Source organism: Mesorhizobium sp. M1066 (genome assembly GCF_040318635.1).
Classification (GTDB): domain Bacteria; phylum Pseudomonadota; class Alphaproteobacteria; order Rhizobiales; family Rhizobiaceae; genus Mesorhizobium.
In genome coordinates this window covers 1-23,125 of the sequence record NZ_JAMYMR010000008.1, presented here as the reverse complement: position 1 = coordinate 23,125, position 23,125 = coordinate 1, and the positions used below count along the sequence as shown (strand labels likewise).

Annotated in this window: 23 protein-coding genes and 1 tRNA gene; 4 read left to right on the top strand and 20 right to left on the bottom strand. The window is 65.5% G+C overall.

All coding sequences use genetic code 11. From position 1 onward, the window contains the following. Positions 1–49: 49 nt before the first annotated feature. The 7 genes from NKH52_RS13610 to cysK all read right to left on the bottom strand — a co-directional run bounded on the left by NKH52_RS13610 (position 50) and on the right by cysK (position 6,950). Positions 50–2,092 (bottom strand): hydantoinase/oxoprolinase N-terminal domain-containing protein, encoded by a 2,043-nt coding sequence (locus tag NKH52_RS13610; RefSeq protein WP_352730209.1) that lies wholly within the window; start codon positions 2,090–2,092, stop codon positions 50–52. A 125-nt stretch (positions 2,093–2,217) separates the two neighbouring features. Next, positions 2,218–2,613, bottom strand: a complete 396-nt coding sequence (locus tag NKH52_RS13605) for an endonuclease domain-containing protein (protein WP_352730207.1) — start codon at positions 2,611–2,613, stop codon at positions 2,218–2,220. A gap of 104 nt (positions 2,614–2,717) precedes the next feature. Beyond that, positions 2,718–3,344 (bottom strand): CDGSH iron-sulfur domain-containing protein, encoded by a 627-nt coding sequence (locus NKH52_RS13600; protein ID WP_352730205.1) that lies wholly within the window; start codon positions 3,342–3,344, stop codon positions 2,718–2,720. A gap of 113 nt (positions 3,345–3,457) precedes the next feature. After that, a complete protein-coding gene (locus NKH52_RS13595) occupies positions 3,458–3,829 on the bottom strand; it encodes a hypothetical protein (protein ID WP_352730203.1) in 372 nt (123 codons plus the stop codon). A 125-nt stretch (positions 3,830–3,954) separates the two neighbouring features. Continuing rightward, a complete protein-coding gene (locus tag NKH52_RS13590) occupies positions 3,955–4,311 on the bottom strand; it encodes a hypothetical protein (RefSeq protein WP_352730201.1) in 357 nt (118 codons plus the stop codon). A 49-nt stretch (positions 4,312–4,360) separates the two neighbouring features. Continuing rightward, on the bottom strand, positions 4,361–5,848 hold the full coding sequence (locus tag NKH52_RS13585; RefSeq protein ID WP_352730200.1) for a pyridoxal phosphate-dependent decarboxylase family protein: 1,488 nt from the start codon (positions 5,846–5,848) through the stop codon (positions 4,361–4,363). Positions 5,849–5,861: 13 nt separating this feature from the next. After that, the gene (gene cysK / locus NKH52_RS13580) at positions 5,862–6,950 is read right to left on the bottom strand and encodes a cysteine synthase A (protein ID WP_352730510.1); all 1,089 of its coding nucleotides are present in this window, start codon (positions 6,948–6,950) and stop codon (positions 5,862–5,864) included. Positions 6,951–7,204: 254 nt separating this feature from the next. Between cysK and NKH52_RS13575 the strand changes: the two genes are divergently transcribed. The 3 genes from NKH52_RS13575 to NKH52_RS13565 all read left to right on the top strand — a co-directional run bounded on the left by NKH52_RS13575 (position 7,205) and on the right by NKH52_RS13565 (position 9,963). Beyond that, positions 7,205–9,190 carry a BTAD domain-containing putative transcriptional regulator gene (locus tag NKH52_RS13575; protein WP_352730508.1) on the top strand — a complete coding sequence of 662 codons (1,986 nt, stop codon included), beginning with the start codon at positions 7,205–7,207 and terminating at the stop codon, positions 9,188–9,190. Between the two features lie 126 nt (positions 9,191–9,316). Beyond that, entirely contained in the window at positions 9,317–9,499 is a 183-nt protein-coding gene (locus tag NKH52_RS13570; protein WP_013528612.1) for a hypothetical protein, read from the top strand. An 89-nt stretch (positions 9,500–9,588) separates the two neighbouring features. Next, positions 9,589–9,963, top strand: a complete 375-nt coding sequence (locus tag NKH52_RS13565) for a YkvA family protein (RefSeq protein WP_352442634.1) — start codon at positions 9,589–9,591, stop codon at positions 9,961–9,963. Positions 9,964–10,050: 87 nt separating this feature from the next. Here the strand turns inward: NKH52_RS13565 and NKH52_RS13560 are convergent, their stop codons facing one another. The 11 genes from NKH52_RS13560 to NKH52_RS13510 form a co-directional block, all read right to left on the bottom strand. Then, complete coding sequence (locus tag NKH52_RS13560) at positions 10,051–10,359, bottom strand: UBP-type zinc finger domain-containing protein (protein ID WP_352673182.1); 309 nt, start codon at positions 10,357–10,359, stop codon at positions 10,051–10,053. Further along, positions 10,356–12,041: an FAD-dependent oxidoreductase gene (locus NKH52_RS13555; RefSeq protein WP_352730197.1), complete on the bottom strand. Its 1,686-nt coding sequence runs from the start codon at positions 12,039–12,041 to the stop codon at positions 10,356–10,358. The genes NKH52_RS13560 and NKH52_RS13555 overlap by 4 nt, the downstream gene beginning before the upstream one ends. Before the next feature lie 149 nt (positions 12,042–12,190). Continuing rightward, positions 12,191–12,275: transfer RNA gene (locus NKH52_RS13550), tRNA-Leu, on the bottom strand. Positions 12,276–12,348: 73 nt separating this feature from the next. Further along, complete coding sequence (locus NKH52_RS13545) at positions 12,349–12,969, bottom strand: 2,3-bisphosphoglycerate-dependent phosphoglycerate mutase (protein WP_352730196.1); 621 nt, start codon at positions 12,967–12,969, stop codon at positions 12,349–12,351. Between the two features lie 32 nt (positions 12,970–13,001). Then, positions 13,002–13,823 (bottom strand): 4-hydroxy-tetrahydrodipicolinate reductase, encoded by an 822-nt coding sequence (gene dapB / locus NKH52_RS13540; RefSeq protein WP_352730194.1) that lies wholly within the window; start codon positions 13,821–13,823, stop codon positions 13,002–13,004. Next, positions 13,820–15,679, bottom strand: coding sequence for an ABC transporter ATP-binding protein (locus NKH52_RS13535; protein ID WP_352442639.1), 1,860 nt, complete (start codon positions 15,677–15,679; stop codon positions 13,820–13,822). The genes dapB and NKH52_RS13535 overlap by 4 nt, the downstream gene beginning before the upstream one ends. Positions 15,680–15,817: 138 nt before the next feature. Beyond that, entirely contained in the window at positions 15,818–16,843 is a 1,026-nt protein-coding gene (locus tag NKH52_RS13530) for a glucokinase (protein ID WP_352730192.1), read from the bottom strand. A gap of 186 nt (positions 16,844–17,029) precedes the next feature. Next, positions 17,030–18,118 carry a penicillin-insensitive murein endopeptidase gene (mepA, locus tag NKH52_RS13525; protein WP_352730190.1) on the bottom strand — a complete coding sequence of 363 codons (1,089 nt, stop codon included), beginning with the start codon at positions 18,116–18,118 and terminating at the stop codon, positions 17,030–17,032. Between the two features lie 65 nt (positions 18,119–18,183). Beyond that, a complete protein-coding gene (locus tag NKH52_RS13520) occupies positions 18,184–19,083 on the bottom strand; it encodes an SDR family oxidoreductase (protein WP_352730188.1) in 900 nt (299 codons plus the stop codon). Beyond that, positions 19,080–20,234, bottom strand: coding sequence for a tRNA epoxyqueuosine(34) reductase QueG (gene queG / locus NKH52_RS13515; RefSeq protein ID WP_352730186.1), 1,155 nt, complete (start codon positions 20,232–20,234; stop codon positions 19,080–19,082). Before queG ends, NKH52_RS13520 begins: the two co-directional genes overlap by 4 nt. Further along, on the bottom strand, positions 20,215–20,907 hold the full coding sequence (locus NKH52_RS13510; RefSeq protein WP_013528622.1) for a glutathione S-transferase family protein: 693 nt from the start codon (positions 20,905–20,907) through the stop codon (positions 20,215–20,217). Before NKH52_RS13510 ends, queG begins: the two co-directional genes overlap by 20 nt. Positions 20,908–21,067: 160 nt before the next feature. On the opposite strand from NKH52_RS13510, the gene NKH52_RS13505 reads away from it, so the two are divergent. Then, on the top strand, positions 21,068–21,874 hold the full coding sequence (locus tag NKH52_RS13505; protein WP_352730184.1) for an undecaprenyl-diphosphate phosphatase: 807 nt from the start codon (positions 21,068–21,070) through the stop codon (positions 21,872–21,874). A 274-nt stretch (positions 21,875–22,148) separates the two neighbouring features. On the opposite strand, the gene NKH52_RS13500 is transcribed toward NKH52_RS13505, so the two are convergent. Further along, positions 22,149–22,526, bottom strand: coding sequence for a YraN family protein (locus NKH52_RS13500; protein WP_352730182.1), 378 nt, complete (start codon positions 22,524–22,526; stop codon positions 22,149–22,151). Continuing rightward, positions 22,519–23,125, bottom strand: a 607-nt coding sequence (gene rsmI / locus NKH52_RS13495; protein WP_352967161.1) for a 16S rRNA (cytidine(1402)-2'-O)-methyltransferase, incomplete at its 5' end; no start/stop codon positions are given. The genes NKH52_RS13500 and rsmI, both read right to left, overlap by 8 nt.

The following is a 23,125-nucleotide window of genomic DNA, read 5'->3' as shown; positions in this document are numbered from 1 at the left end:
GCCGGGTCAATTCAGCTTAGGGTGAAGGTGGCGTATTTCGCCGCCCCGCTCAAACCGCAATGCGCGGCCTTCCCGAGGCCACGGCCACGACATGCGCCTCGATGAACATGCGCTGGGCTTCGACGGTCGAGACCCGGAATTCGGTGGCAACGTCGATCTCGGCGCTGTCGGTGCCGGCATCCCTGGCACGCTCCGCGACGATGGCGCGGACATCGGCCTCGGCCGCCGCGATCGCCGTCGCCTCGTCGAGGAAATCGCGCACGGTCTCGCCCGAGGCGAGACGAAACAGCCCTTCCATGGGCTGGCTGACCCGCGCCTCGGCCGATACCCTGACCTGGCCGACGACGGCGCCGAGCGCGTTGGCGACATCGGTATCCCTGGGCACCACGCAGTCATTGCCGATCAGCGGCGGCAGCCCGGCATAATGCAGCGGCGCCGAGGCGCCGAGGCCGATGACCGGGCGATCGAGCGCCACGCTCAGCCGGGCGATGCCGGGATGCGCGTCGACCGCGCGCTGCACCAGGGCGTGCGCCACCGTCGACGCGCCATCGAGCCCATCCTCGGCAAAGGCGGTCTCGAGGATATATTCGGCCGACCAGCGCGTCAGCGTCACCAGCACCCGTTCCGAAATCGCTTCCGGCGAAGCGGCGATGAACTGGCCACGGCCGTCACGCTTGCGGGCGAACAGTTCGGCACCGAGGCGCGCGGCGATGGGATCCCAGTTCGCCTGCTTGCCGAGCACATGGGCGGCGTCCGACGGGGTGAAGCCGGCGACATGCACCAGCCCGCGCGACACCAGCCGGTTCAGCGTCGCGTTCTGGGCGTTCGAGGTCAAAAGCCTGTCGACGGCGAGCGGCACGGCACCGATGGCCTCGTAAAGCCTGGCTTCGGCGCCGGTCAGGCCGGCGGCGAGCCGGTCGGGCACGCCGGTGCGCACCGCGAAACGGCCGTCCATACGGCCGGGATTGGGGGCGCGCAGCTGACGCTCCAGCTCTGAGGTCACCGCCGCGCCATGCGCCATGCCGGCCAGCGCCAACGGCACCAGGCGGCGCGGCCCAAGCAGGATCTTCGGGTTGAGCGCGCCATCTTCCAGCGCCACTTCGGAATCGCCGCCGAGGCCGAAAGTGCGCATGGCGACGGCCTCGACCATGGTGCGGAAGCCGCCGACGGTGGCGCCTTCCGGATCGAGCCTGGGACGGCCGCCGTCGAGCACGGCGACGTCGGTGGTGGTGCCGCCGATGTCGGACACCACAGCGTTGTCGAGCCCGGTCATGTGGCGGGCGCCGACCAGGCTGGCGGCCGGGCCGGACAGAATGGTCTCGATCGGCCGCTGGCGGGCAAAGGCGGCCGAAACCAGCGCACCATCGCCGCGCACGACCATCAGCGGTGCTGCGATGTTGCGCGCCTCGAGAAAACCTTCGGTTGCCGCCACCAGCCGGTCGATCATCGAGATCAGCCTGGCGTTGAGCAAAGTGGTCAGCGCCCGGCGCGGGCCGCCGAGCTTGGCCGACAGCTCGTGGCTCGATGTGACCGGCAGGCCTGTCTTCTCGCGGATCAACTCGCGAGCGGCGATCTCATGTGCCGGATTGCGGGTGGCGAAGTAGGCGCAGACGGCAAAGCCGGACACCGAGGCACCGAGTTCCGGCAGCGCCGCTTCCAGTCCGGACAGATCGAGCTTGGCGGCATTGCCATGGACGTCGTGGCCGCCCGGACAAAAAACCACCGGATCGGTGCCGAGCGCGGCCTTGAGCCCGTCGCGGGCGAGGTCGCCCTCGGAAAAGCCGATCATCACCAGCGCGACGCGGCCGCCCTGGCCCTCGACGAGCGCGTTGGTGGCAAGCGTCGTCGACATCGACACCAGCTTGATATCAGCCGGATCGGTTCCCGCTTTCTGCAGCACCGCGTCGACGGCGCCGGAAATGCCCACGGCAAGATCATGCCTGGTGGTCAGCGCCTTGGCCTTGGCCAGCACCTTGCCTTTGTTCGGGCCTTCTTGCGGGCCTTCCGTTTCAGACCACAGCACGGCATCGGTATAGGTCCCGCCGGTGTCGATCCCGAGGAACAGCGGCTTTGGCTTGGTCTTGGCGGTCATTTTTGGCGGCGGTCCGGATTTGTTTGTCCATGCCCTTAGCCCATGCGTGGCTGGTGATAAAGTCACGAGCGCTGTGCCAAGGGAGGTGTTCGATCTCCCCCGCTGTCCCGCCGACCCTACTGCGACTACAGCTCCTCCAGCCGATTCGTTGAAGACGCGTCTCCAAGCCCGGCAGCAATCACAATATGCTGGCAGACATTGTCGATGTCGCGGATGATGTCGTCGTTCCAGAAGCGCAGTACGGTCCAACCATCCTGTTGCAGACGCGCTGTCCGTGCTTCATCGCCGGCGACGACATGTGCCTCCGCATGCTGGGAGCCATCGACCTCAACGACGAGTTTCTTGTCCGGGCAAGCGAAGTCGACTATGTAACCAGCGACCGGAAATTGTCGGCGGAAGCCAAGCCCCATCAGACGGTGCGCGCGAAGCTCGTTCCAAAGCTTCAATTCGGCTGATGTCATGACCCTGCGCATCGATCTGGCGTTTGCGCGGTGTCTTGGCGGCAATGGCGTATGAGGCATTGCGATGCTCGGTGGCTGTTGACGTTAGTACCCTACGGCGCCCCCCTCTGTCCTGCCGGACATCTCCCCCACGAGGGGGGAGATTGGCAGCTTCGGTCGCTCAGCTACCCCACAAACCCGACCTTCTTGTGCGTGCCATCGCAAAACGGCTTGTTGGCGGAATGGCCGCAGCGGCAGAGGAAGGCGCGTTGCGTACGGTCGACCGTATGGCCGGTTCCGGTGACGATCTCGAGATTGCCCTCCAGCTTGAGCGGGCCGTTGGTGGTCGGCGTCACTTTCAGCTGACCATTCCTCGCCTCGAGCGCCGGTGTGTCCTTCAGCGGCGGCTCGCCGGTGGCGGCAAAACCGGATTTGTTGTGGCTGCCGTCGCAAAACGGCTTGTTTTCCGAAGCGCCGCAGCGGCAGAGCGTGGCACGATAAGAAGTCTCGCCGTCGAGCACGATCTCGGCGTGTACCGCCAGCGGGCCGTTTTCCCGCAGCCGCACCGTGTTGACCACCGGCGGCTGCTCCTGCGGCCCGCCATCCTTCCTGATGTAGGTGATGGCGCCCGACGGGCAGCTTTCGGCGATGGCAACGATCTTCTCGACGCTGGCCGCCTCGGGATGGATCCACTGGCCCGGTGCGTTGGGCACGAAGACATGCGGATCGCCGAGCACGCAATTGCGCGAATGGATGCAACGCTTGCCGGAAAACCCGACGTCGATCTTGTCGCTTTCGACCATGCCGGCCATAGCTGGGCTCCTTTTGCCTGAAGCACGGCGCGTCTGAACAGTTCGAGGCGGCGCGCTGGGTATTTGCACAGGCTATGGCTTCCGGCCCGAAGACCGTCAAGCTGGCAAACCGGTCAGGGGACCAGCTCGATCTCCTCGGTCTCACCGCCGTTGCAGGTGTAGCAGCAATCCTCGCATTTTTCCGTGTTGCCTGGACCGACGCCCCAATAGGTGCCCTCATCGCCATCGACCCAGGCGCCGTAGCAGATCGATTCGCCCGCGTTGCAGGATATCGGCAGCTGCTTGGTCTCGCCGTCGTCGAGGAGGTAGTCCTTGTCCTCGCCCGGCCAGACATAGTCGCGATCCTGGCTGTAGAGCTCGACGCGCATGGCGTTCGGGTGACTGTTCTTGATGGCGAAGGTAACATCGTCGGCTTGCGCCGCCGACGCAACCAGCATGACGAAGGACAGCGCGGCCAGCATGCGGCGCGCATAGGCATGGAACATGATAACCCCCGAACAAGCGGCCCACCCGGCCGTGGGGCGACCATTGCATGCAGCGTTGAATCGCGGAAGTGGGCCGGACGAGCCGATCCCCGACTTAATTTGGGTCCAACGGAAACTTCCGCGCTCTACGGCACCAGATCGATCGTCTCGGTGGAATGTTCCACGCAGATGAAGCAGCAGGTGTCGCAGGGCTGGTCATTGTCCGGCCCGACGCCGGCCGAGAGGCTGTCATTGCCGTCAACCCAGGCGCCATAGCAGATATGTTCGCCCTGATTGCAGGACAGCGGCACGGATTTCTGCGACTCGGGTTCGATCAGGAACACTTTGTCATTGCCCGGCCAGACCGTCTCACGGTCGCGGCTGAACAGCTCGACCGCGACGAATTCCTTGCGCAGGTTCTTGACGAAGAAGGCCATGTCGGCGGCCTGCGCCGGGGCGGTGAAGACCAGCGCTGCCAGTGCAACCATACGAAACAGCGTCACGGCCTGGATCTCCCGAATCATCGCGGCAGAATCGCATGCCTGCCCGTAACTAGGAAGGCGCGGAACCCTGCGTTGCGATGTCATGCCCCAGCCGCACCGTTTCATGCACCAGAAGGTCGAGATCCTCGCGCCGTGTGCGATGGTTGGTGATCGCCACGCGCAACCAGTGCTCGCCATGCACCGTGGTGTCCGAAAGGGCCGCAATGCCCTGTTCCTGCAGCCGCAGCATGATCTCCGTGTTGAGCGCCTTCAGAGCCTCGCCTGTCAGACCGGGCTGATAGCGGAAGCAGACGATGTTGACGGTCGGCGATGCCGCCAGCTGCAACCGCGGCGCGGCCTCGATCAGGCCGGCAAGATAGACGGCCTGGGCAATGTTCTGGTCGATCAGGCGGCCGAATTTTTCGACACCGTGCTCCTTCAGCGCCATCCACACCTTCAGCGCGCGAAAACCGCGCGACGTCTGCAGGCCGTAATCGTGCAGCCATTCGCCGGAAGCAAGGCCGCGCGGCGTCGATTCCAGATATTCCGGCGTCACCGCGAAGGCCCCGCGATGCGCGGCGGCATCCCTGACCAGGGCGCAGCCGACTTCGAACGGCGCGTGCAGCCATTTGTGCGGATCGAGCGCGACCGAATCCGCCCGTTCGATGCCGGCGACGCGATGGGCATTTTCAGGCGCAATCGCGATCAGCGCGCCGATGCAGCCGTCGACATGGAACCAGAGGCCTTCCTCATGTGCCAGCTTCGCAAGCGCCTGCAAATCGTCGATCGCCCCGGTGTTGACCGTGCCGGCCGTACCGATGACGCAGGCCGGCTTGAACCCTGCGGCGCGGTCCTCGGTGATCGCCGCACGCAAGGCATTGATATCGATGCGCAGCCCGGCATCGGTCGGGATGCGGCGCAGTGCCCGGTTGCCGAGGCCGAGTGCCTCCATCGCCTTGCGGTGGCACGAATGGATCTGCTCCGAGCCGTAGAAGCGCAGCGGCTTTTCGATGGCGGCGACACCGTGCTCACGCACGTCGATGCCAGCCTTGACGTTGCGCGCCACGGTCAGCCCTATGATGTTGGCCATCGAGCCGCCGCTGACCAGCGTGCCGCCTGCAGAAGCTGGAAAGCCCAGCATCTCCTTGCACCAGTTCACCACCTGGCTGTCCATCAGCCCGGCGGCGTGGTTGCCGCCGCCGAGGTTCGAGCCCTGGATAGCCGCCAGGAAATCGCCGAGCGCGCCGGTGAAGTTGCTCGACCCCATATACCAGGACCAGAAGCGCGGATGGATATTGCCCATCGGATAGGACATCACCGTGCGGGACACCTCGGCATAGACAGCATCCAGCGGCGCCGGGGAGCGCGGCAGCGGCGCCGCGAAGGCCTTTCTCACATCGGCCGGCATCTCCCGCCAGACCGGGCGGTCGCGCACGTCGCGGAGATAATCGACGGCATCGTCGATGACCCGGTGCGACAGGGCCTGCACATCGGCCCAGTCCGGGGGATCGAGCGTTTCCTCGGCCATCAGGCCGAGGTTTTCTTGCATGGCGTCCATGCCAGATCTCCCGTCAAGCCGCCGGGAACTGGCAGCCGGGCGTCGAGCGCGACAGGGCGGTCTCGTCGGCATCCATCTCGGCCTCGATGCCGTCGAACAGCGGCGTCGACATGTAGCGCTCGCCGGTGTCGGGCAGCATGCACAGGATCACCGCCCCGGCCGGCGCCTTCTCCGCGACCTGCCGTGCCACGGCGAAGGTGGCGCCGCCGGAAATGCCGGTGAAGATGCCCTCTTTCCGCGCCAATTCTCTGGCCCATTTGATGCCCTCGGGTCCGGCGATCGGCATCACCTCGTCATAGAGGCTGGTGTCGATCGCCTCCTGCAGCACGTTGGGGATGAAATCCGGCGTCCAGCCCTGGATCGGGTGCGGTTCGAAGGCTGGATGGCTGGCGGCCGGGGCACCATCGGCGCCGCGCTGCTGCACCTTGCCGCTGCCTATGAGCTGCGCGTTGGCCGGCTCGGAGAGCACGATGCGGGTTTCCGGACGCTCGCGGCGCAGCACGCGCGCCACGCCGACCACCGTGCCGCCGGTGCCATAGCCGGTGACGAAGCAATCGAGCCGCGAGCCGGCGAAATCATTGACGATCTCGCGCGCCGTCGTTGCCTCGTGGATGGCGGCGTTGGCCGCTGTCTCGAACTGGCGGGCAAGGAACCAGCCATTGGCCTCGGCCAGTTCCACCGCCTTCTTGTACATGCCGAAACCTTTTTCGGCGCGCGGCGTCAGCACCACCTTGGCGCCCAGCATGCGCATCAGCTTGCGGCGCTCGACCGAAAAACTGTCGGCCATGGTGACGACCAGCGGGTAGCCCTTTTGCGCGCAAACCATGGCGAGGCCGATGCCGGTGTTGCCGCTGGTCGCCTCGACCACCGTCTGGCCCGGCTTCAGCGCACCGCTGCGCTCGCCCTCCTCGATGATGTTGAGCGCCAGCCGGTCCTTCACCGAGGCGCCGGGATTGAAATACTCGGCCTTGACGTAGATCGTCGCGTGGGACGGTCCGAGATTGTTGATGCGAATCACCGGCGTGTCGCCGACGGTGTCGAGAATGCTGTCGAACAGGCGGCCGCGCCCGGCCGTGGTTCTGATCTTCTGCTGCTGCAACATCTTGGTCTCCTTGATCGTCATCGCGTTTTGTCTTCACGGGCCGGTTACAAACCGGCGGGTTGGGCGGCGAGGTTTGGTGACCTTGCCGCGCTAGGACTGACATGCCGCACAGCGGCAATGGCTGTATCCGGCGCTGAAATCCGCTGCCGGATGCGCCGTGTCGTGTTTGGTGATACAGGAGAGGCCGACAGGCCAGCGTGGGAGCAGGCGTGGAAACGCACGTGGAATCCAACCGATCGAGGCTGGACGTCGAGATGCCGGTCCTTTCCGTGCGCCTGCTCGGGCCGCTGATGATCTCCCACGACGGCGCTCCGGTTGCCCTCCCCGCGTCACGCAAGCTGCGCGCGCTGCTCGCCTATCTGGCGCTGGCGCCGCATCCGGTTGGCCGCAGTCGCCTGTGCGAGTTGTTGTGGGATGTGCCGAACGACCCGCGTGGCGAGTTGCGCTGGTGCCTGAGCAAGCTGCGCGGCGTTCTCGACCAACCGGACCGGCGCCGGGTCTCCACCCAAGGCGACACGGTCGCGCTTGATCTGAGCGATTGCCTGGTCGATGTACTCGAAGTCACCGGCGCCGCCACAGAAGGGCTCGGCACCCTTGATGTCGAGCGCTTGCGGACGCTGGCCAAACTGTTTGCCGGCGATTTCCTCGACGGGCTGGAGCTCGAGCGCAGCCCGCATTTCAACAGCTGGCTGACCGTGCAGCGCCGCCGCTTCCACTCGTGCCACGTCGCCGTGCTGGAGCAACTCGTCGGCAGTCTGGCGGCAGACAGCGACGAGGCGATCGCCCATCTCGACACATGGGTGGAACTGGCGCCGTTCGACCGGCGTGCACATGCGGCACTGTTGGCAGGTCTGGCCGGACGCGGCGAGATCGGCGCGGCTGAAGAGCATCTGGCGGCGGCAGAACAGTTGTTCAAATCGGAAGAACTGGATTTCGCACCGCTTCGCGCGGCCTGGCGGGCGATCCGTGACCGACAGTCGGGCATCTCGCTTCGGACGGCCTGCCTGTCCACACTATCGCCATTGGTGGCCACGCCGACCGCACCCGGCCCGGTCGAGCCCAGCCATGCTTCGCTGGCGGTGATGCCGTTTGTCGAGGAAAGCGGCGGCATGCGCGGCGGATTGGCCGACGGTTTCACCCACGACATCATCACCCGCCTGGCCAAGCTCAGGGATTTCTTCGTCATCGCGCGCGGATCGGTGTTTGCGCTGGCAGAGCAGAACATCGCGCCCGAGGATGCCGGACGCCGGCTGAATGTCGACTATGTCGCCACCGGTACGGTGCGCAGCCCGTCCGGCCGCCTCATCGTCAGCGTCGAACTGATCGAGGTGCGCAGCGCCAGGATCGTCTGGGCCGAGACCTTCGAGCGCGGGCCCGATGACATCTTTTCCGTGCTTGACGACATCGGCAACAGCATCGTCTCCTCGATCTCGGCCGAGATCGAAACGGTCGAGCGCAACCGCGCCATGCTGAAGGCGCCCAGCTCGCTCAACGCCTGGGAGGCCTATCATCGCGGCCTCTGGCACATGTACCGCTTCACCCAGGCCGAAAACGAGCAGGCGCGGCATTTCTTTACCCAGGCCTTGCAGCTCGACCCGACCTTCGCCCGCGCCTATGCCGGCCTGTCCTTCACCCACTGGCAGAACGCCTTCCAGCGCTGGGGCGACCGCGACCGCGAAAGCGCGCTGGCCTTCGAGAGCGCCGGGCACAGCCTGCTGGTCGACGACCACAATCCGGCCGCGCATTGGGCGATGGGCCGGGCGCTGTGGCTGCGCGGCGAGCAGGACGGTTCGCTGCTCGAACTCGAGCGGGCTGTCGATCTCAGCCCCAACTTCGCGCTCGGCCACTACGCGTTGTCCTTCGTGCATTCGCAGTCGGGCGACCCGCAAGCGGCGATCGGCTCTTCCGACCATTCGCGCCATCTCAGCCCGTTCGACCCGCTGCTGTTCGGCATGCTGGGCGCACGCGCCATGGCGCATGTCCGGCTCGGCCAGTTCGAGGAAGCGGCCGAATGGGCGCTGAAGGCGGCGGCGCGGCCCAACGCTCACGCCATCATCCTGGCGATCGCCGCACACTGCCTGGCGCTGGCCGGACGGCTCGACGAGGCGCGCGGCTTCGCCGCCGCCATCCGCAAGACAAGGCCGGACTATTGCGCCGACGATTTCATCGGCACCTTCCGCTTCGAACCGGATGCCGTAGCGCTGTTCCGGCAAGGCGCCAGCCGCATCGGGCTGAACTGAAGCCCGGGATCGCCATCTGGGGCATCGCTTGGGATTTCGCCTCAATTCCGCTGGGTTAACGAAGTCGGAAGGAGTTGTTTAACCGTTCGCGGCTATGTCACCGCGTGGGGGACCGACAAAGTGAGTATGATGAGCAACAGCCCCGACAAGCGCAATGAATGGCGCGCCATCTTTTACGTGCAAGCTCGCGTCGCCATCCTGTTTGTCCCGGTGGTTGCCAGCCTGCTGATCATAGCGGCGCTTGCCGGAAACGAACGCAAGTCCGTTCCCAGCATGATCGACCCGACCGTCACCGGCTCCGTGCGGTAGACGGCGGTCATCGGTTCTTCGAGACGCTCCCGGAGGCGGGCGCCTGGCGTGCGCTATCGGCGGTTTTCATTTGGCGTTAAAATCATCCGATGGCACTGAATGAGTGGGCCCGAACGATCAAGCGCGATGTGCATGCGCTCTACCTCGCCGCTCGCGATCCCCGAACGCCCTGGTATGCCAAGGCGCTTGCCGTGTGTGTTGCAGGCTATGCCTTGTCGCCAATCGACCTGATCCCCGATTTCATTCCGGTGATAGGCTATCTCGACGACGTGATCCTTGTCCCTTTGGGCGTCCTTGCCGTGGTCAGGATGATACCGCCCGAGGTGATGGCGGAACACAGAAAGACCGCCGCGCTGGCCGCCGACAGGCCGGTGAGCCGCTACGCGGCGGTGATCATTGTTTGTATCTGGGCTGCCTCAATCGTGCTGGCCGGGTGGCTGGGATATCTATATTTCGCCGACTGACTGCCAAGCCGTTCTGCAGGGAGGCGGCCGCCAAGAAAGCCCGGACGGATCGCGCATTCTCGGGATTCCGTCGCCATGCGGCGCCGCTCAAACAAAGCGCGGGATCGGGCCGTTCTGCGGGGTCACATCGTCGCCAAGCTCGATGAAAACCTCGTCGACATAGCACCATGCCCAGCCTTCCGGCGGATCGTAGCCCTCGATGATCGGATGCTTGGTGGCGTGGAAATGCTTGGTGGCGTGGCGGTTGGGCGAGTCGTCGCAGCAGCCGACATGGCCGCAGGTGCGGCAGAGCCGCAGATGCACCCATTGCGATCCACTCTGCAGGCATTCCTCGCAGCCGAGCGCGCTCGGCGTCACCTTCCTGATGTCGCGCGTATGTCTGCATTCATCCATCATGGTCTCCCTGCCATTCGAGGTGTATCGGCGTTGCCGCGCGCGAGATAGGCATGCAATGCCGCCACCACCTGGGCGCCTTCGCCCACAGCCGCCGCGACGCGTTTGACCGAGCCGGCGCGGACGTCGCCTATGGCGAACACGCCGCTGCGGCTGGTCTCCATCTGCGCCGATCCTATGTCCGATCCGGTGCGCACGAAACCGCTGGCGTCCAGCGCCACATCGCAGTTCGCCAGCCAATCGGTGTTCGGATCGGCGCCAATGAAGAGGAACAGATGGCGGATCGGGCGCGTTGTTTCCGCGCCGTTGGCGCGGTTGCGCCAGCGCACTGTGGCAAGATTGCCCTCTTCGCCCTCCAGAGCCTCGATTTCGGTCCCGGTCAGGACCTCGATGTTCGGTTGCGCCCTGATGCGCTCGACCAGATAGCGCGACATGCTGGCATCGAGGCTACCGCCGCGCGCCAGCAGCGCCACTTTCCGCGCATGGCTGGCCAGATAGACGGCCGCCTGTCCGGCCGAATTGCCGGCGCCGACCAGCGCCACTTCCTGGCCCGCGCAAAGCCGGCCTTCGATGGGCGACGCCCAATAATGCACGGACGTTCCCTCGAACCGCGCCAGATTGGCGATGTCGAGGCGGCGATAGCGCGCGCCGCTGGCGATCACCACGCTGCGCGTGCGCACGGTCTCGCCGTCGCCGACATCGAGCAGATAGCGGGCGCCTGACGCGTCGGTGGCGGCACTCAGCAGCTTCGCCTCATCTGGGATGACCATTTCGACGCCGAATTTCTGCGCCTGGTTGTAGGCGCGCGCCATCAGCGCCATGCCCGAAATGCCCGTGGGGAAACCGAGATAATTCTCGATGCGCGAGGAGGCGCCGGCCTGTCCGCCGAAGGCACGGCAATCGAGCACGATCGTCGACAGGCCTTCGGATGCCGCATAGACTGCCGCCGCCAGCCCTGCCGGGCCGGCGCCGACGATGGCCACGTCATACACCGTACCGGCATCGATCGGCCGCAGCAGGCCGATGCAGCGGGCGAGGTCCTTTTCACCGGGATTCATCAGCAGCCTGCCGTTTGGACAGAGCACGATCGGCAGGTGGTGAGGATCGACCTCGAAGCGTTCGACCAAGGTTTTGGCGCAGGGATCGCTGTCTGAATCGAGCACGCGGTGCGGCTGGCCGCTGCGGGCGAGGAAACCTTGCAGCCGCAACACGTCGGCATTGTCCTGGGGTCCGATGATGATCGGCCCGCTGGTGGCGCTCTCCAAAAGCCCGACGCGGCGCAAGATCAGCGCCCGCATGATGCGCTCGCCGAGATTGGCCTCCTGCACCATCAGGTCGCGCAGCCGCTGCGAGGCGATGACGAACGCCTCCACCGGTTCGGCGGCCTGCGCATTGACCAGCGAAGGACGGGCCGAAAGCTGCGCCAGCTCGCCGACAAAACTGCCTGGGCCATGCGTGACGATCGTCTCGTGCCGGCCGAGCCCCCCGTCCTGGGTGATATCCACGCTGCCCGACAGCACGACGATCAGACCGGGCGCCACATCGCCCGCTGTGACGATGTTCTCGCCGGCCGCATAGGCGCTGGCCTCGCCGAACCGGCGCATGCGGTCGATGTCCACCTCGGCCAGCGTGGGGAACGCCTGGTCGCGGCGAGCACCGAAGATCTGGGTGGTGGATTGAGACATGGTTTTGAGCGTAGCGAAGCGGGCGCGGAGTTTGAAGTGGTTTGTGAGGGGCCTGACCAGGAGGGAGGTCTGGCTGAAAAGAAAAAGCCCGGACGAACCGGGCTTCTTCTCTAAGTTTCTGAACCGTCGAAGGGTTCGAAACGGGAATTTGGTGCCCAGAAGAGGACTCGAACCTCCACTCCTTGCGGAACACGGACCTGAACCGTGCGCGTCTACCAATTCCGCCATCTGGGCTGGTGCGGGCTCATGTAAGCGGGCAAGCGATGTGTGTCAACGCGCTTTTTTCGCGGTTGCTCCGTTCGCCGGCTCAGTCCTCCAGCACTTCCTTCGAAGCCACGGTGGAATCGGCGTTGAGCTGGTAGATGACCGGCACGCCGGTGCCGAGTTCCAGCTTGACGATCTCCTCGCCCGACTTGCCGTCGAGCGCCATGATCAGCGCGCGCAGCGAGTTGCCGTGCGCGGCGACCAGCACGGTGCCGCCGCGCAGCACATGCGGCTGCAGATCGTGCAGGTAATAGGGCCAGACCCGGGCGCCGGTGTCCTTAAGGCTTTCGCCGGCGGGCGGCGGTACGTCGTAGGAGCGGCGCCAGACATGCACCTGCTCCTCGCCCCATTTCTTGCGGGCATCGTCCTTGTTGAGGCCGGAAAGATCGCCATAGTCGCGCTCGTTGAGCGCCTGGTCGCGGATGGTCTTCAGGTCGCTTTGACCGACGGCGTCGAGGATGTGCTGACAGGTCTTTTGCGCCCGGATCAGCGCCGAGGTGAAGGCGATGTCGAATTTCAGGCCGCGCGCCTTGAGCCTCTCACCGGCGGCCTTGGCCTCGGCGTGGCCCAGCTCGGTCAGGTCGACGTCGCGCCAGCCGGTGAACAGGTTCTTCAGGTTCCATTCGCTCTGGCCGTGGCGCACGAGCACGAGGGTTCTCGACATTTTCGCTCCATTCAAAGTTGGCAGTCGGCTGCTCAGCTCAGGCCGAGCACGTCCCGCATCGAATACAGTCCGGGCTTCTTGCCGCGCGCCCAAAGTGCTGCCTTGACGGCGCCGCGGGCGAAGATGGCGCGGTCCTCGGCGTGATGGGCCAGCGTGATGCGCTCGCCGGTGCCGGCCAGCAGCACGCTGTGATCGCCGACCACCGAGCCGCCGCGCAGCGTGGCGAAGCCGATCGAGCCCGTCTTGCGCACCCCGGTGTGGCCGTCGCGGACGCGCACATCATTGCCGGCAAGCGCAATGCCGCGCCCGGCAGCAGCGGCCTCGCCGAGCAGCAGTGCGGTGCCCGACGGCGCATCAACCTTGTGCTTGTGGTGCATTTCGAGGATCTCGATGTCGAAATCGTCGGCGTCGAGCGCGCGCGCGGCCTGTTCGACCAGCACCGCCAGAAGATTGACGCCGAGACTCATATTGCCCGATTTGACGATCGTCGCGTGGCGCGCCGCCGCCGCTATTTTCGCGTTATCGTCGGCTGAACAGCCCGTCGTGCCGATGACATGGACGATGCGCGCCTGCGCCGCGTAGCCGGCGAATTCGACTGTCGAAGCAGGCGTGGTGAAGTCGAGCACGCCGTCTGCCTTGGCGAAGACCGGGAGCGGGTCGTCACCGATCGGCACATTGATGATGCCGATGCCCGCCAGTTCGCCGGCATCCTTACCCAGATGCGGCGAATCCGCCCGCTCGACCGCGCCGATAACTCGAGCGCCTGATATAGAGTGGATGGCACGGATCAGCGTCTGGCCCATGCGGCCGGCAGCGCCCACCACCACAAGGCCCATATCGCTTGCTTCGCTCATGTGCTCCTCACCGCAGTCTTCTTCGCACGCGTGGCCCGGACCGGAGTTTGGATCGGCTTGCTGTCATCGACAAGCCCCAGCCCCTTCTTGCCCTGGATGCGGTGGAAGCGGGAATAGATGCTGTCCGGGTCGGCCATCAGCGTCGCATGGGTGCCTTCCTCGACCAACCGTCCCTCTTCCAGCACGATGATGTGGTCGGCATTGACCACCGTCGATAGCCTATGCGCTATGACGATGGTCGTGCGGCCTTGCATGACTTGGGTCAGCGCTTCCTGGACGCGCGCCTCCGCCTCGTTGTCGAGCGCCGATGTCGCCTCGTCGAGCAGCAGGATCGGTGCCTGGCGCACGATCGCGCGGGCGATCGAGACGCGCTGGCGCTGGCCGCCGGAAAGGGTCGAGCCGCCTTCGCCGACCGGCGTGTCGTAACCTTGCGGCTGCTGGCGGATGAACTCGTCGGCTGCCGCCTGTTTCGCCGCCTGCTCGATCTCGGCGTCCGTGGCCGACAGACGGCCGTAGCGGATGTTGTCGCGGATCGTGCCCTCGAACAGATATGGCGCCTGCGCCACATAGGCGATCGACTGCCGCAGCGAATGCTTGGTTACCTTCGAGATGTCCTGGCCATCGACCTCGATGCTGCCCCGGTCGACGTCGTAGAAGCGCTGCAAGAGCGCCACCAGCGTCGATTTGCCGGCGCCCGACGCACCGACGATCGCCGTCACCTTGCCGGCCGCGGCGGTAAAGCTCAGGTCCCTAAGCACCGGCATGTCGGCGCTGTAGCCGAACGTCACATTGTCGAAACGCACCTCGCCGGTGGTGATCCTCGCCTCGACGGCATCGGGTGCGTCGCCCTGTTTCGGCTCCAGGTCGAGCAACTCGTAGATCATGCGCGCGTTGACCAGGGCACGTTCCATGCCCACCTGTGTGCGCGCCAGGCGTCTTGCCGGATCGTAAGCCATGATCAGTGCGGTGATGAAGGAGAAAACCGCGCCCGGCGGCTGCCCAAGATACAGCGCCCGGTAGCCGGAATAGGCAAGCACGGAGGTGATGGCGAGACCGCCCAGAATCTCGGAAATCGGCGACAGCCGCTCCGAGACGCGGGCGATCTTGTTGTTACGCTGCTCGGCCGTGTCCGCCATGATGCCGATGCGGCGCGCCAGCTCGGCCTCCAAGGTGAAGGCCTTGACGATGGCGATGCCTTGCGTGGCTTCCTGCACGGACCCGTTCAGCCGCGAATTGATCAGGACGGATTCCCGGTTGATACGCCGCAGTCGGCGGGTGATATAGACGACGGCCCAGATCAGTGGAGGGCCGATCAGCAGCGAGCTGAGCGACAACACCGGATCCTGATAGATCATCACGCCGACGAGAGCGACCAGCGTGACCGCGTCGCGGCTGATGGAGGTCAGTGTCAGCGACAGCAGATCGCGAACGCCGCCGACATTCTCGCTGACCTGTGCCGCCAGCCGACCGGAACGCGTATCGTTGAAGAAGTTGACGCCGAGCTTCATCAGATGGTCGAAGCTGCGCTTCTGGTAGCGCGCGACCAGATTGTTGCCGATACTGGCCAGCGCGACTGCTTGGCCGTAACCGGCGAAGCCGCGCAGCAGGGAGGCTCCCATGAAACCGGCGCAGATCAACCAGAGCATATCGCCGCGTCGTTCGTAGAAGATCTGGTTGATCATCGGGGCCATGATCCACGCCGTGAAGGCAGTGGTGCCGGAAACGATCAGCAGGCAAGAGACGGCGACGACATAGGTCCAGCGATACTCGTTGCCGTTTTCAGCGAGGATGCGGCGGAGCACCGCTGTGACCTCGCCGGGCCGGGCTTTTTGTTTGTTTGGAGCTTGAAGTGTCAAATCGGGAGCGCTTTGTGGTTTTCCGCCTCGTGGGACCGGGGCTGCAAATTCGGCACCCCTCTTAACGCCCTGCGGCCTGATTGCCTATGCCCGCACCTGATTAACTTCGTCGCGGGGGCGCGAGCGCTTCGCTGGCTTTCAGGCCTGCCAGCGCCGGCCCTCGGTCTGGACGCCGAACAGCGAGGGGTTCCTGGCATAGGCGGCAAGGCCCAGAAGTGCGGCCAGCGGGTGGGTGATGACGTAGACCGGCATGGTGCGCATCATCGCGCTGTGCGGCGCCTTGTCCTCGAAAGCGGCCCGGAAATTGCCGGCTTTCAGCGCCGGCACGATCTTCTGCGCGATGCCACCGGTGAGGAACACGCCGCCGCGGCTCATGAACACCAGAGCAAGGTCGCCTGCGGTGCGCCCAAGGCAGGTGACGAAGATCTCCAGCGCTTCCTCGGCAACCGGATCGGTTTTCGCAAGTGCCGCGGCAGTGATCTCTGCCGGCGTGGTGAAGGGCGACGGCTTGCCGTCCGCCTTGGCCACCGCCCTGTAGACATTGACCAGACCGCGTCCGCACAGGATCTGCTCGCCCGAAACGCGGCCTTCGAGCTTCTCGATATGCGGAAAAACCTCGAAATCGCGCGGTGTGCGCGGGCCGATGTCCATATGGCCGCCCTCGCCGGGGACCGGTATCCAGTGGTGCAGCGCATGGACCAGCCCGGCGACGCCGAGCCCGGTTCCCGGACCGAGCACGACGCGCCCGGCATTGGGCTCCGGCGTGCCGCCGCCGATCTTTTCCATGTGCTCCTCGCCGAGCGCGACGACGGCCAGCGCCTGCGCCTCGAAATCGTTGAGCACGACGATGTCGCTCAGGCCGAGGCTGGCGAACATTTTCCTCGGCTTGACGATCCAGGGGCAGTTGGTCAGCTCGATCTCGTCGCCGTCGACCGGGCCAGCCACCGCCAGCACCGCCGAATTGGGACGCACCGACGAGCGGTCGAGCACGGCCGCCTGGATCGCCTCGTCGATGGTGTTGTAGTTTGCCGTCTGGACGATGGTCGGCTCGCCAGCCTCGGAATTGGCGTCGAGCACGATCGAAAAGCGCGCATTGGTGCCGCCGATGTCGCCGATCAGGATCGGAAACCGCAGCAAAGTGTCGTCGTCGCCTGTGCGTGGCATGCTCTCGTCCGTCTCCGGCGCCCCCGATGGCATCTGGCCGTTCTTCCGTTGACTAGCGCATGGGTTTGAAAAGGGAAACGGTTTTCGACCCCGGCGGCGCGCTGAGGCCGGCTCTGCGGCCAAACCGCCACGGTTTCGCAAAAATGAGGCGCTGAACCGATTGAGTCTGCCTATAAGCCGTGATCGTCAGTTTCCAGGCGGCCGCGGTCGCGGCAGCGGCACGCCGATCTCGGGAGTCGCCGTGAAAGCGTTCACCGTGCTTGGCAAGCCGGCGGCGGCCGGGGTGGCGGGCAATGACGGCGCTTCGGGTTCGGGCGCGGCGGCCGCAACCGGCACGCCGCCACCATGGTAGGTCGCCGCCTCGGCCGACGACGGCCCCGGCGCGTCGAGCACGGCGCGGCATTCGCTCGGCAGGTTCGCCATCGTCATCAGGTCGCGGGCCTTGGGCGCATCGGGGTTCTTGTTGGGGCGCCAGGGCTCCTGCGTGAACCACCAGGCCAGCGGCTTGCCGCAACCGTCATCGTCCGGCGTCGCTTCCTGCGCCTTGCAGCCGGGCGATCCGGGCTGACAGCCGATGCGCATGTGGAAATGATAGTCGTGGCCCCAGAACGGCCTGACCTTGCGCAGCCAGAAGCGGTCGCCCTTGACGGTGTCGCAGAGCTTTTTCTTGATGCCCGGATTGACCAGGATGCGCTCGACCTGGCTGTAGCTCGCCGCCCGCTTCAAAAGCCTTGTGTGCGCTGGCGTCCACAGCGCGTCCTTCACCAGATGGGTCTTCTCATCGACCATCAAGGTGGCGCTCATCGATTCGCGCTGCGCCATCGACAGCGGGCGGCTGGGCATCGGCGTCAGCCAGATGTCGGCGTCGAGCCCGATCTGGTGCGAGGCATGTCCTGTCAGCATCGGGCCGCCGCGCGGCTGCGAAATGTCGCCGATCAGCAGGCCTGGCCAACCATCGGCCGCTGCGTCGCGCGACAATTTCTCGACTACCGCGATCATCGCCGGATGGCCCCAGCGGCGGTTGCGCGACGGCCGCATCACCTGCCAGGTCGGACCGTCCAAGGGAATGGCGACGCCGCCGGCAAAACAGCCCTTGGAATAGAATCCGATCGACTGCACCGCGGTCGCGGCCGGCAGTTTCTTGGCGCCGAACAGGTCTTTTGCCCGCTCCTCGGCGCTCGCCGGCTGAACGGCTAACCCAAGCACGGCAAGCAGGCCGAGCGCAGCGGCCAACAGGGGCGTTTTGCCGAAAGGTGGCCTCATCGCTGTCTTCATGAACCCGGTTCTCCACCGCAATCCCAAGCCCGAATCATAGCACGCCGCGCCCGCGGCTTCGATCGTCAGCGCTTCATCGGGCTGCGCGCTTCGCCGTCACGCCAATCGCCGCTTGCCCACATATGATCGAAGGCGGCGCGGTAGTCTGGAAAGCGCATGGAATAGCCCGCCGCCTTGATCGCCGCGTTGGCGACACGCTTGTTCTCGCCATAGAAGGACCGCGCCATGGGCGAAAGTTGGGCGGCGTCGAAGGGAATCTCGGGCGGCGGCTCTATGCCCATCAGCGAAGCGGCATAGGCGACGACATCCTGTGGCGGCGCCGGCAGATCGTCGGTGACGTTGAAGATGCCGCCTGTGTTTCCTTCGATGAGCTGCCACAGGGAGCCTGCAATGTCCTCGCAATGGATGCGGTTGAACACCTGGTCTGGCTTGACCAGCCGCCTTGCGGTGCCGTTTTCCAGATTGACCAGCGCGTTGCGGCCGGGGCCGTAGATGCCGGACAGGCGCAGGATCGCCCCCGGTCGGCTGATCTCGCGGCCCAGCTCCAGCCAGTCCTGTTCGGCGGCAACTCGCATCACCGAGCGCTTCGACACCGGCCGGCATTCAGCCGTTTCATCAACCCAGGCGCCGTCATAATTGCCATAAACCCCGACCGTAGAGAGATAGCCGATCCATTCCAGCAAAGGCATTTGAGCGATTGCCGCGCGCGCGGCACTCAAAACGGGATCGCCGGCCTCTTCCGGGGCAATCGAAATCAGCAGATGCGTTGTTTTTCCCAATGCATCACCGATTTCGCCGGTCATCGCGCCGTCGAACAGGAACGGCGCGATACCGGCTTGCCGCAGCGTCTCGAATTTTTCCGGCGAGCGTGTCGTGCCGAAGATCGTCGCGGCGCCTTTGTTGGCCCGAGCAAAAGCCCTGCCGGAATAGCCGGCGCCGAAGATGAATATGTGCTTTTCACTCATGCCTTCGCCCTGGTTGGCCGCGCCAGACGCCATTCGTCGCGCACGGCTTCGTCGCTCTCGGTTTTCAGGCCGATGGCTGCCCTTTCTGAATATTCGGCATCGGGCACCAGCCGCGCCAGCGCCCATATTGCCGCGCCCCGCACCAGCGGCGAAGCATCGTCCAGCAAGATGCGCACAGTGTCGGCAAGAGAGGCATCGCCGGAATTGCCGGCGGCGATCAGCACGTTGCGGATGAACCGGTCGCGGCCGATGCGTTTTATCGGCGAACCGGAGAAGAAAGCGCGGAAGGCCGCGTCATCGAGACCCAAAAGGTCGGCGAGCGGCGGCTCGCGCAAATCATCGCGCGCGACGAGTTTTGCTTCGGAAGCCGCCCTGGCGAATTTGTTCCACGGGCAGGCGGCAAGACAATCGTCGCAGCCATAGATGCGGTTGCCGATCTTTTCACGGAACTCATGCGGGATCGGCCCCTTGTTCTCGATGGTGAGATAGGAAATGCAGCGCCGCGCATCGAGCCGGTAGGGCGCCGGAAAAGCATCGGTCGGGCACGCGTCGAGGCAGGCGCGGCAGGAGCCGCAATGATCGTTCTCGGCGCGGTCGGGCACGAGTTCGGCGGTGGTGAAGATGGTGCCGAGGAACAGCCAGGAGCCGTGCTCGCGGCTGACCAGATTGGTGTGCTTGCCTTGCCAGCCGAGCCCGGCGGCCTCGGCCAGCGGCTTTTCCATCACCGGCGCAGTGTCGACGAACACCTTCACATCACCGCCGGCGCGCGCCACGAGCTTGCCGGCGATCTCCTTCAGCCGCCCCTTCATGACATCGTGATAGTCGCGGTTTTGCGCATAGACCGAGATGGCGCCACGGTCACGCTTGGCCAGCACGCCGCGCGGATCATGGTCGGGGCCGTAGTTCATCGCCAGCACGACGATCGACCGCACCTGCGGCCACAGTGCCGCCGGTTCGGCCCGGCGTTGCAGCGTCTCGGCGATCCAGTCCATCGAGCCGTGAAAGCCATCGGCGACGAATTCGGCCAGGCGCGCCGGCGCCAGCGGGATCGCATCGGGGGAGGTGACGGCGACGGCATCGAAGCCGGCGCGCTGCGCCTCCGCGTCGATCAGCGCGCGCAGTTTTGCGGCGTCAGAAGTCGAGGTCCGCATAGTGCGACACCGGTGACAGGCCACGCACCCGGTCGGTCAAAAGCGGCCGAAAGGATGGCCGCGATTTGACCCGCGTGTACCACTCGCGTGCAGCGCTGTGCTCGCGCCAGTCGATCTCGCCGAGATAATCGAGCACCGACAGCGTCGCCGCGGCCGCGAGATCGGCATAGGTGACCCTCGAACCGGCCAGCCAATGGCGGGTGCCGGCCAGCCAGTTGGTGTATTTCATGTGCTGGCGGATGTTGGCGCGCGCGGCACGGATCGCGCCCGAATCGGGCGAGCCGCCGCCCGCCGTTTCCGGCATGACCGGCTTCAGCACGCGCTCGCGCACCAGATGGCGGGTAACTTCGCTTTCAGCCTTGTTGAGATACCAGTCGATGAGCCGGCGGATTTCGGCGCGCTGCATCGGGTCCTCGGCGAACAGCCGCTTGTCGCGCTTCAGCACACCGCGCGTTTCATCGAGATATTCCGATATGACCGTCGCGCCGACGATCGGCACGTCGCCTTCGGCCAGCAGGATCGGCAGCGTGCCGGCCGGGTTCAGCGCCAGGAACTCCTTGCGCCGGGTCCACGGCTTTTCCTCGATCAAAGCCAGCTCCTCGCCATACTCGCCGAATGCGAGGCGGACGAAGCGACAGGTGGCGAACATGGGATGGTGGAAAAGCGTCAGCATGGTTCCGCGATGATAAAGCGCACTGGCGAATCGCAGGGCGCACCGGTAAGTCTTGGCCGCCCGGTTAGCGGGCCGTCAGGGTGTTGCGACCTATAGGGGGACTTCAACGCCATGACAAGCAAGCCCTTCTGTCAGCCGTCACGCCAATGCCGAGGTAGCCATGGAAAGCCAGACCATCGTCGAAGCCCTGCTGCTCGGCCTGCTGGAGGGGCTGACCGAGTTCATCCCGGTGTCGTCGACCGGCCATATTCTGCTTGCCGGTCATTTCCTCGGCTTCCATTCGACCGGCAAGGCCTTCGAGATCCTGATCCAGCTCGGCGCCATCCTGGCGATCCTCAGCGTCTATTTCCGCCGGCTGTGGAAGATGCTGCTCGACCTGTCGCATGACCGGCTGACGCGGCATTTCGCCATCGGCATCCTGATCGCCTTCCTGCCGGCGGCGATCATCGGCGCGCTGGCGCATGATTTCATCAAGACGGTGCTGTTCGAATCGCCAAGGCTGATCTGCATCATGCTGATCATCGGCGGCGTCGTGCTGCTGGCTGTCGATCGGATGAATCTCAAGCCGGTCTACCGCGATGTCGAGCGCTTCCCTACCCGGCTTTACCTGCAGATCGGGCTTTTCCAGTGCCTGTCGCTCATTCCCGGCACATCGCGTTCGGGCTCGACCATCGTCGGCGCCCTGCTTTTGGGCGTCGACAAGCGGGCGGCGGCGGAATTTTCGTTCTTCCTCGCGATCCCGACCATGGTCGGCGCCTTCGCCTTCGACCTGTTCAAGAACCGCAACGTGCTGAGCAGTGCCGACCTGCCGATCATCGCCGTCGGCTTCGTCGCCGCCTTCGTCACGGCGCTGATCGTCGTGCGCTTCCTGCTCGACTACGTCTCGCGCAAAGGCTACGCGCTGTTCGGCTGGTGGCGGCTGGTGGTGGGCGGTGTCGGACTGGTGGCACTGATGATCTGGGGATGAGGAGTGATCCGCGAAGCGGACCCTACGCTTCGTCATCCACGGGCGGAGCAAGGAGCGTAGCGACGCGGCGCAGACCCGAGGATCCATGCCGCGACGTGGATCGGAGGGTTCGGCGATCGAGAATAGCCATCGCCAAGCTCGCCAAATCCGGCGAAAAGTCTCCCAATTCCTGCATCGTAGAAGCGCTCAGAGGTCGCGGCACGGATCCTCGGGTCTCCGCGACGGAGCTTCGCTCCTGCTCCGCCCGTGGATGACGAAACATATGATTCGTCCCTCAATTCCTTCCGTAAAACGCGTTCTCGACATGCACCGGCCAGCGCCAGGGCAGCACCGCGACCATGTCGAAGCGCATCGACAATCTGCCGTAGTCCGCTTGGCGTGACAGCCAGATGTCGGCCGCGCCTTCTATGCGACGCTCCGATTCGTGACTGATCGCCTCCATGGCTTCTATCAGCGTGCGCCGCGCCTTGACCTCGACGAACAGCACCAAATCGCCGCGCCGCGCGATCAGGTCGATCTCGCCGAAGCGTGTGCGGTGGCGGCGCGCCAGAATCCGGTAGCCCTTGACCATCAGCGCTGCAGCAGCCAGCCATTCGCCGCGATGGCCGCGCCGATAGGCTTTTTGGCGGCTGGCGCTCGGGCGTTCAGCCACGGCCCTCTCCGGAAGCATCCTTGAGCTCCAGCAATCGCCGATAGAGCGCCTGTTTCTGGCCGCCGGTCATTTTCGCGGCTTCCGCCGCCGCTTTGGAGGCCGGCATCTCGGCGGCGAGCGACAGCAGCAGCCGGTCGATGTCGGCGGGCTCGTCCGCCGTGGCCTCGGCCGGACCGACGCAGACAACGATCTCGCCCTTCGGCGTATCGGCCGCAGCATAGTGGTCGGCCAGCGCCTGCAGCGTGCCGGTGCGCATCTCCTCGAAGGTCTTGGTCAATTCACGGCCGATCGCCGCCTTTCGCTCACCGCCGAGTGCTTCGACCATGGCAGACAGGGAGTCAGCCAGCCGGCGCGGCGATTCAAAGAAAATCAATGTCGCCGGCACGGCCTTCAGTGCTTCCAGTCGTGTCAGCCGCTGCCCTGATTTGACCGGCAGGAAGCCGGCGAACAGGAAGGCATCGGAGGGCAGGCCGGATGCCGTGAGCGCCCCCCCCCGGGCGGACCGGCCGGGGGTAGGGCCCCCGCGCAATGCCGGGGGGCGCGCCCAGCCCCCCCCCCCGGTTCCCGGGGCGGGCACCCGCCGGCTGGCCGGCGAGGGG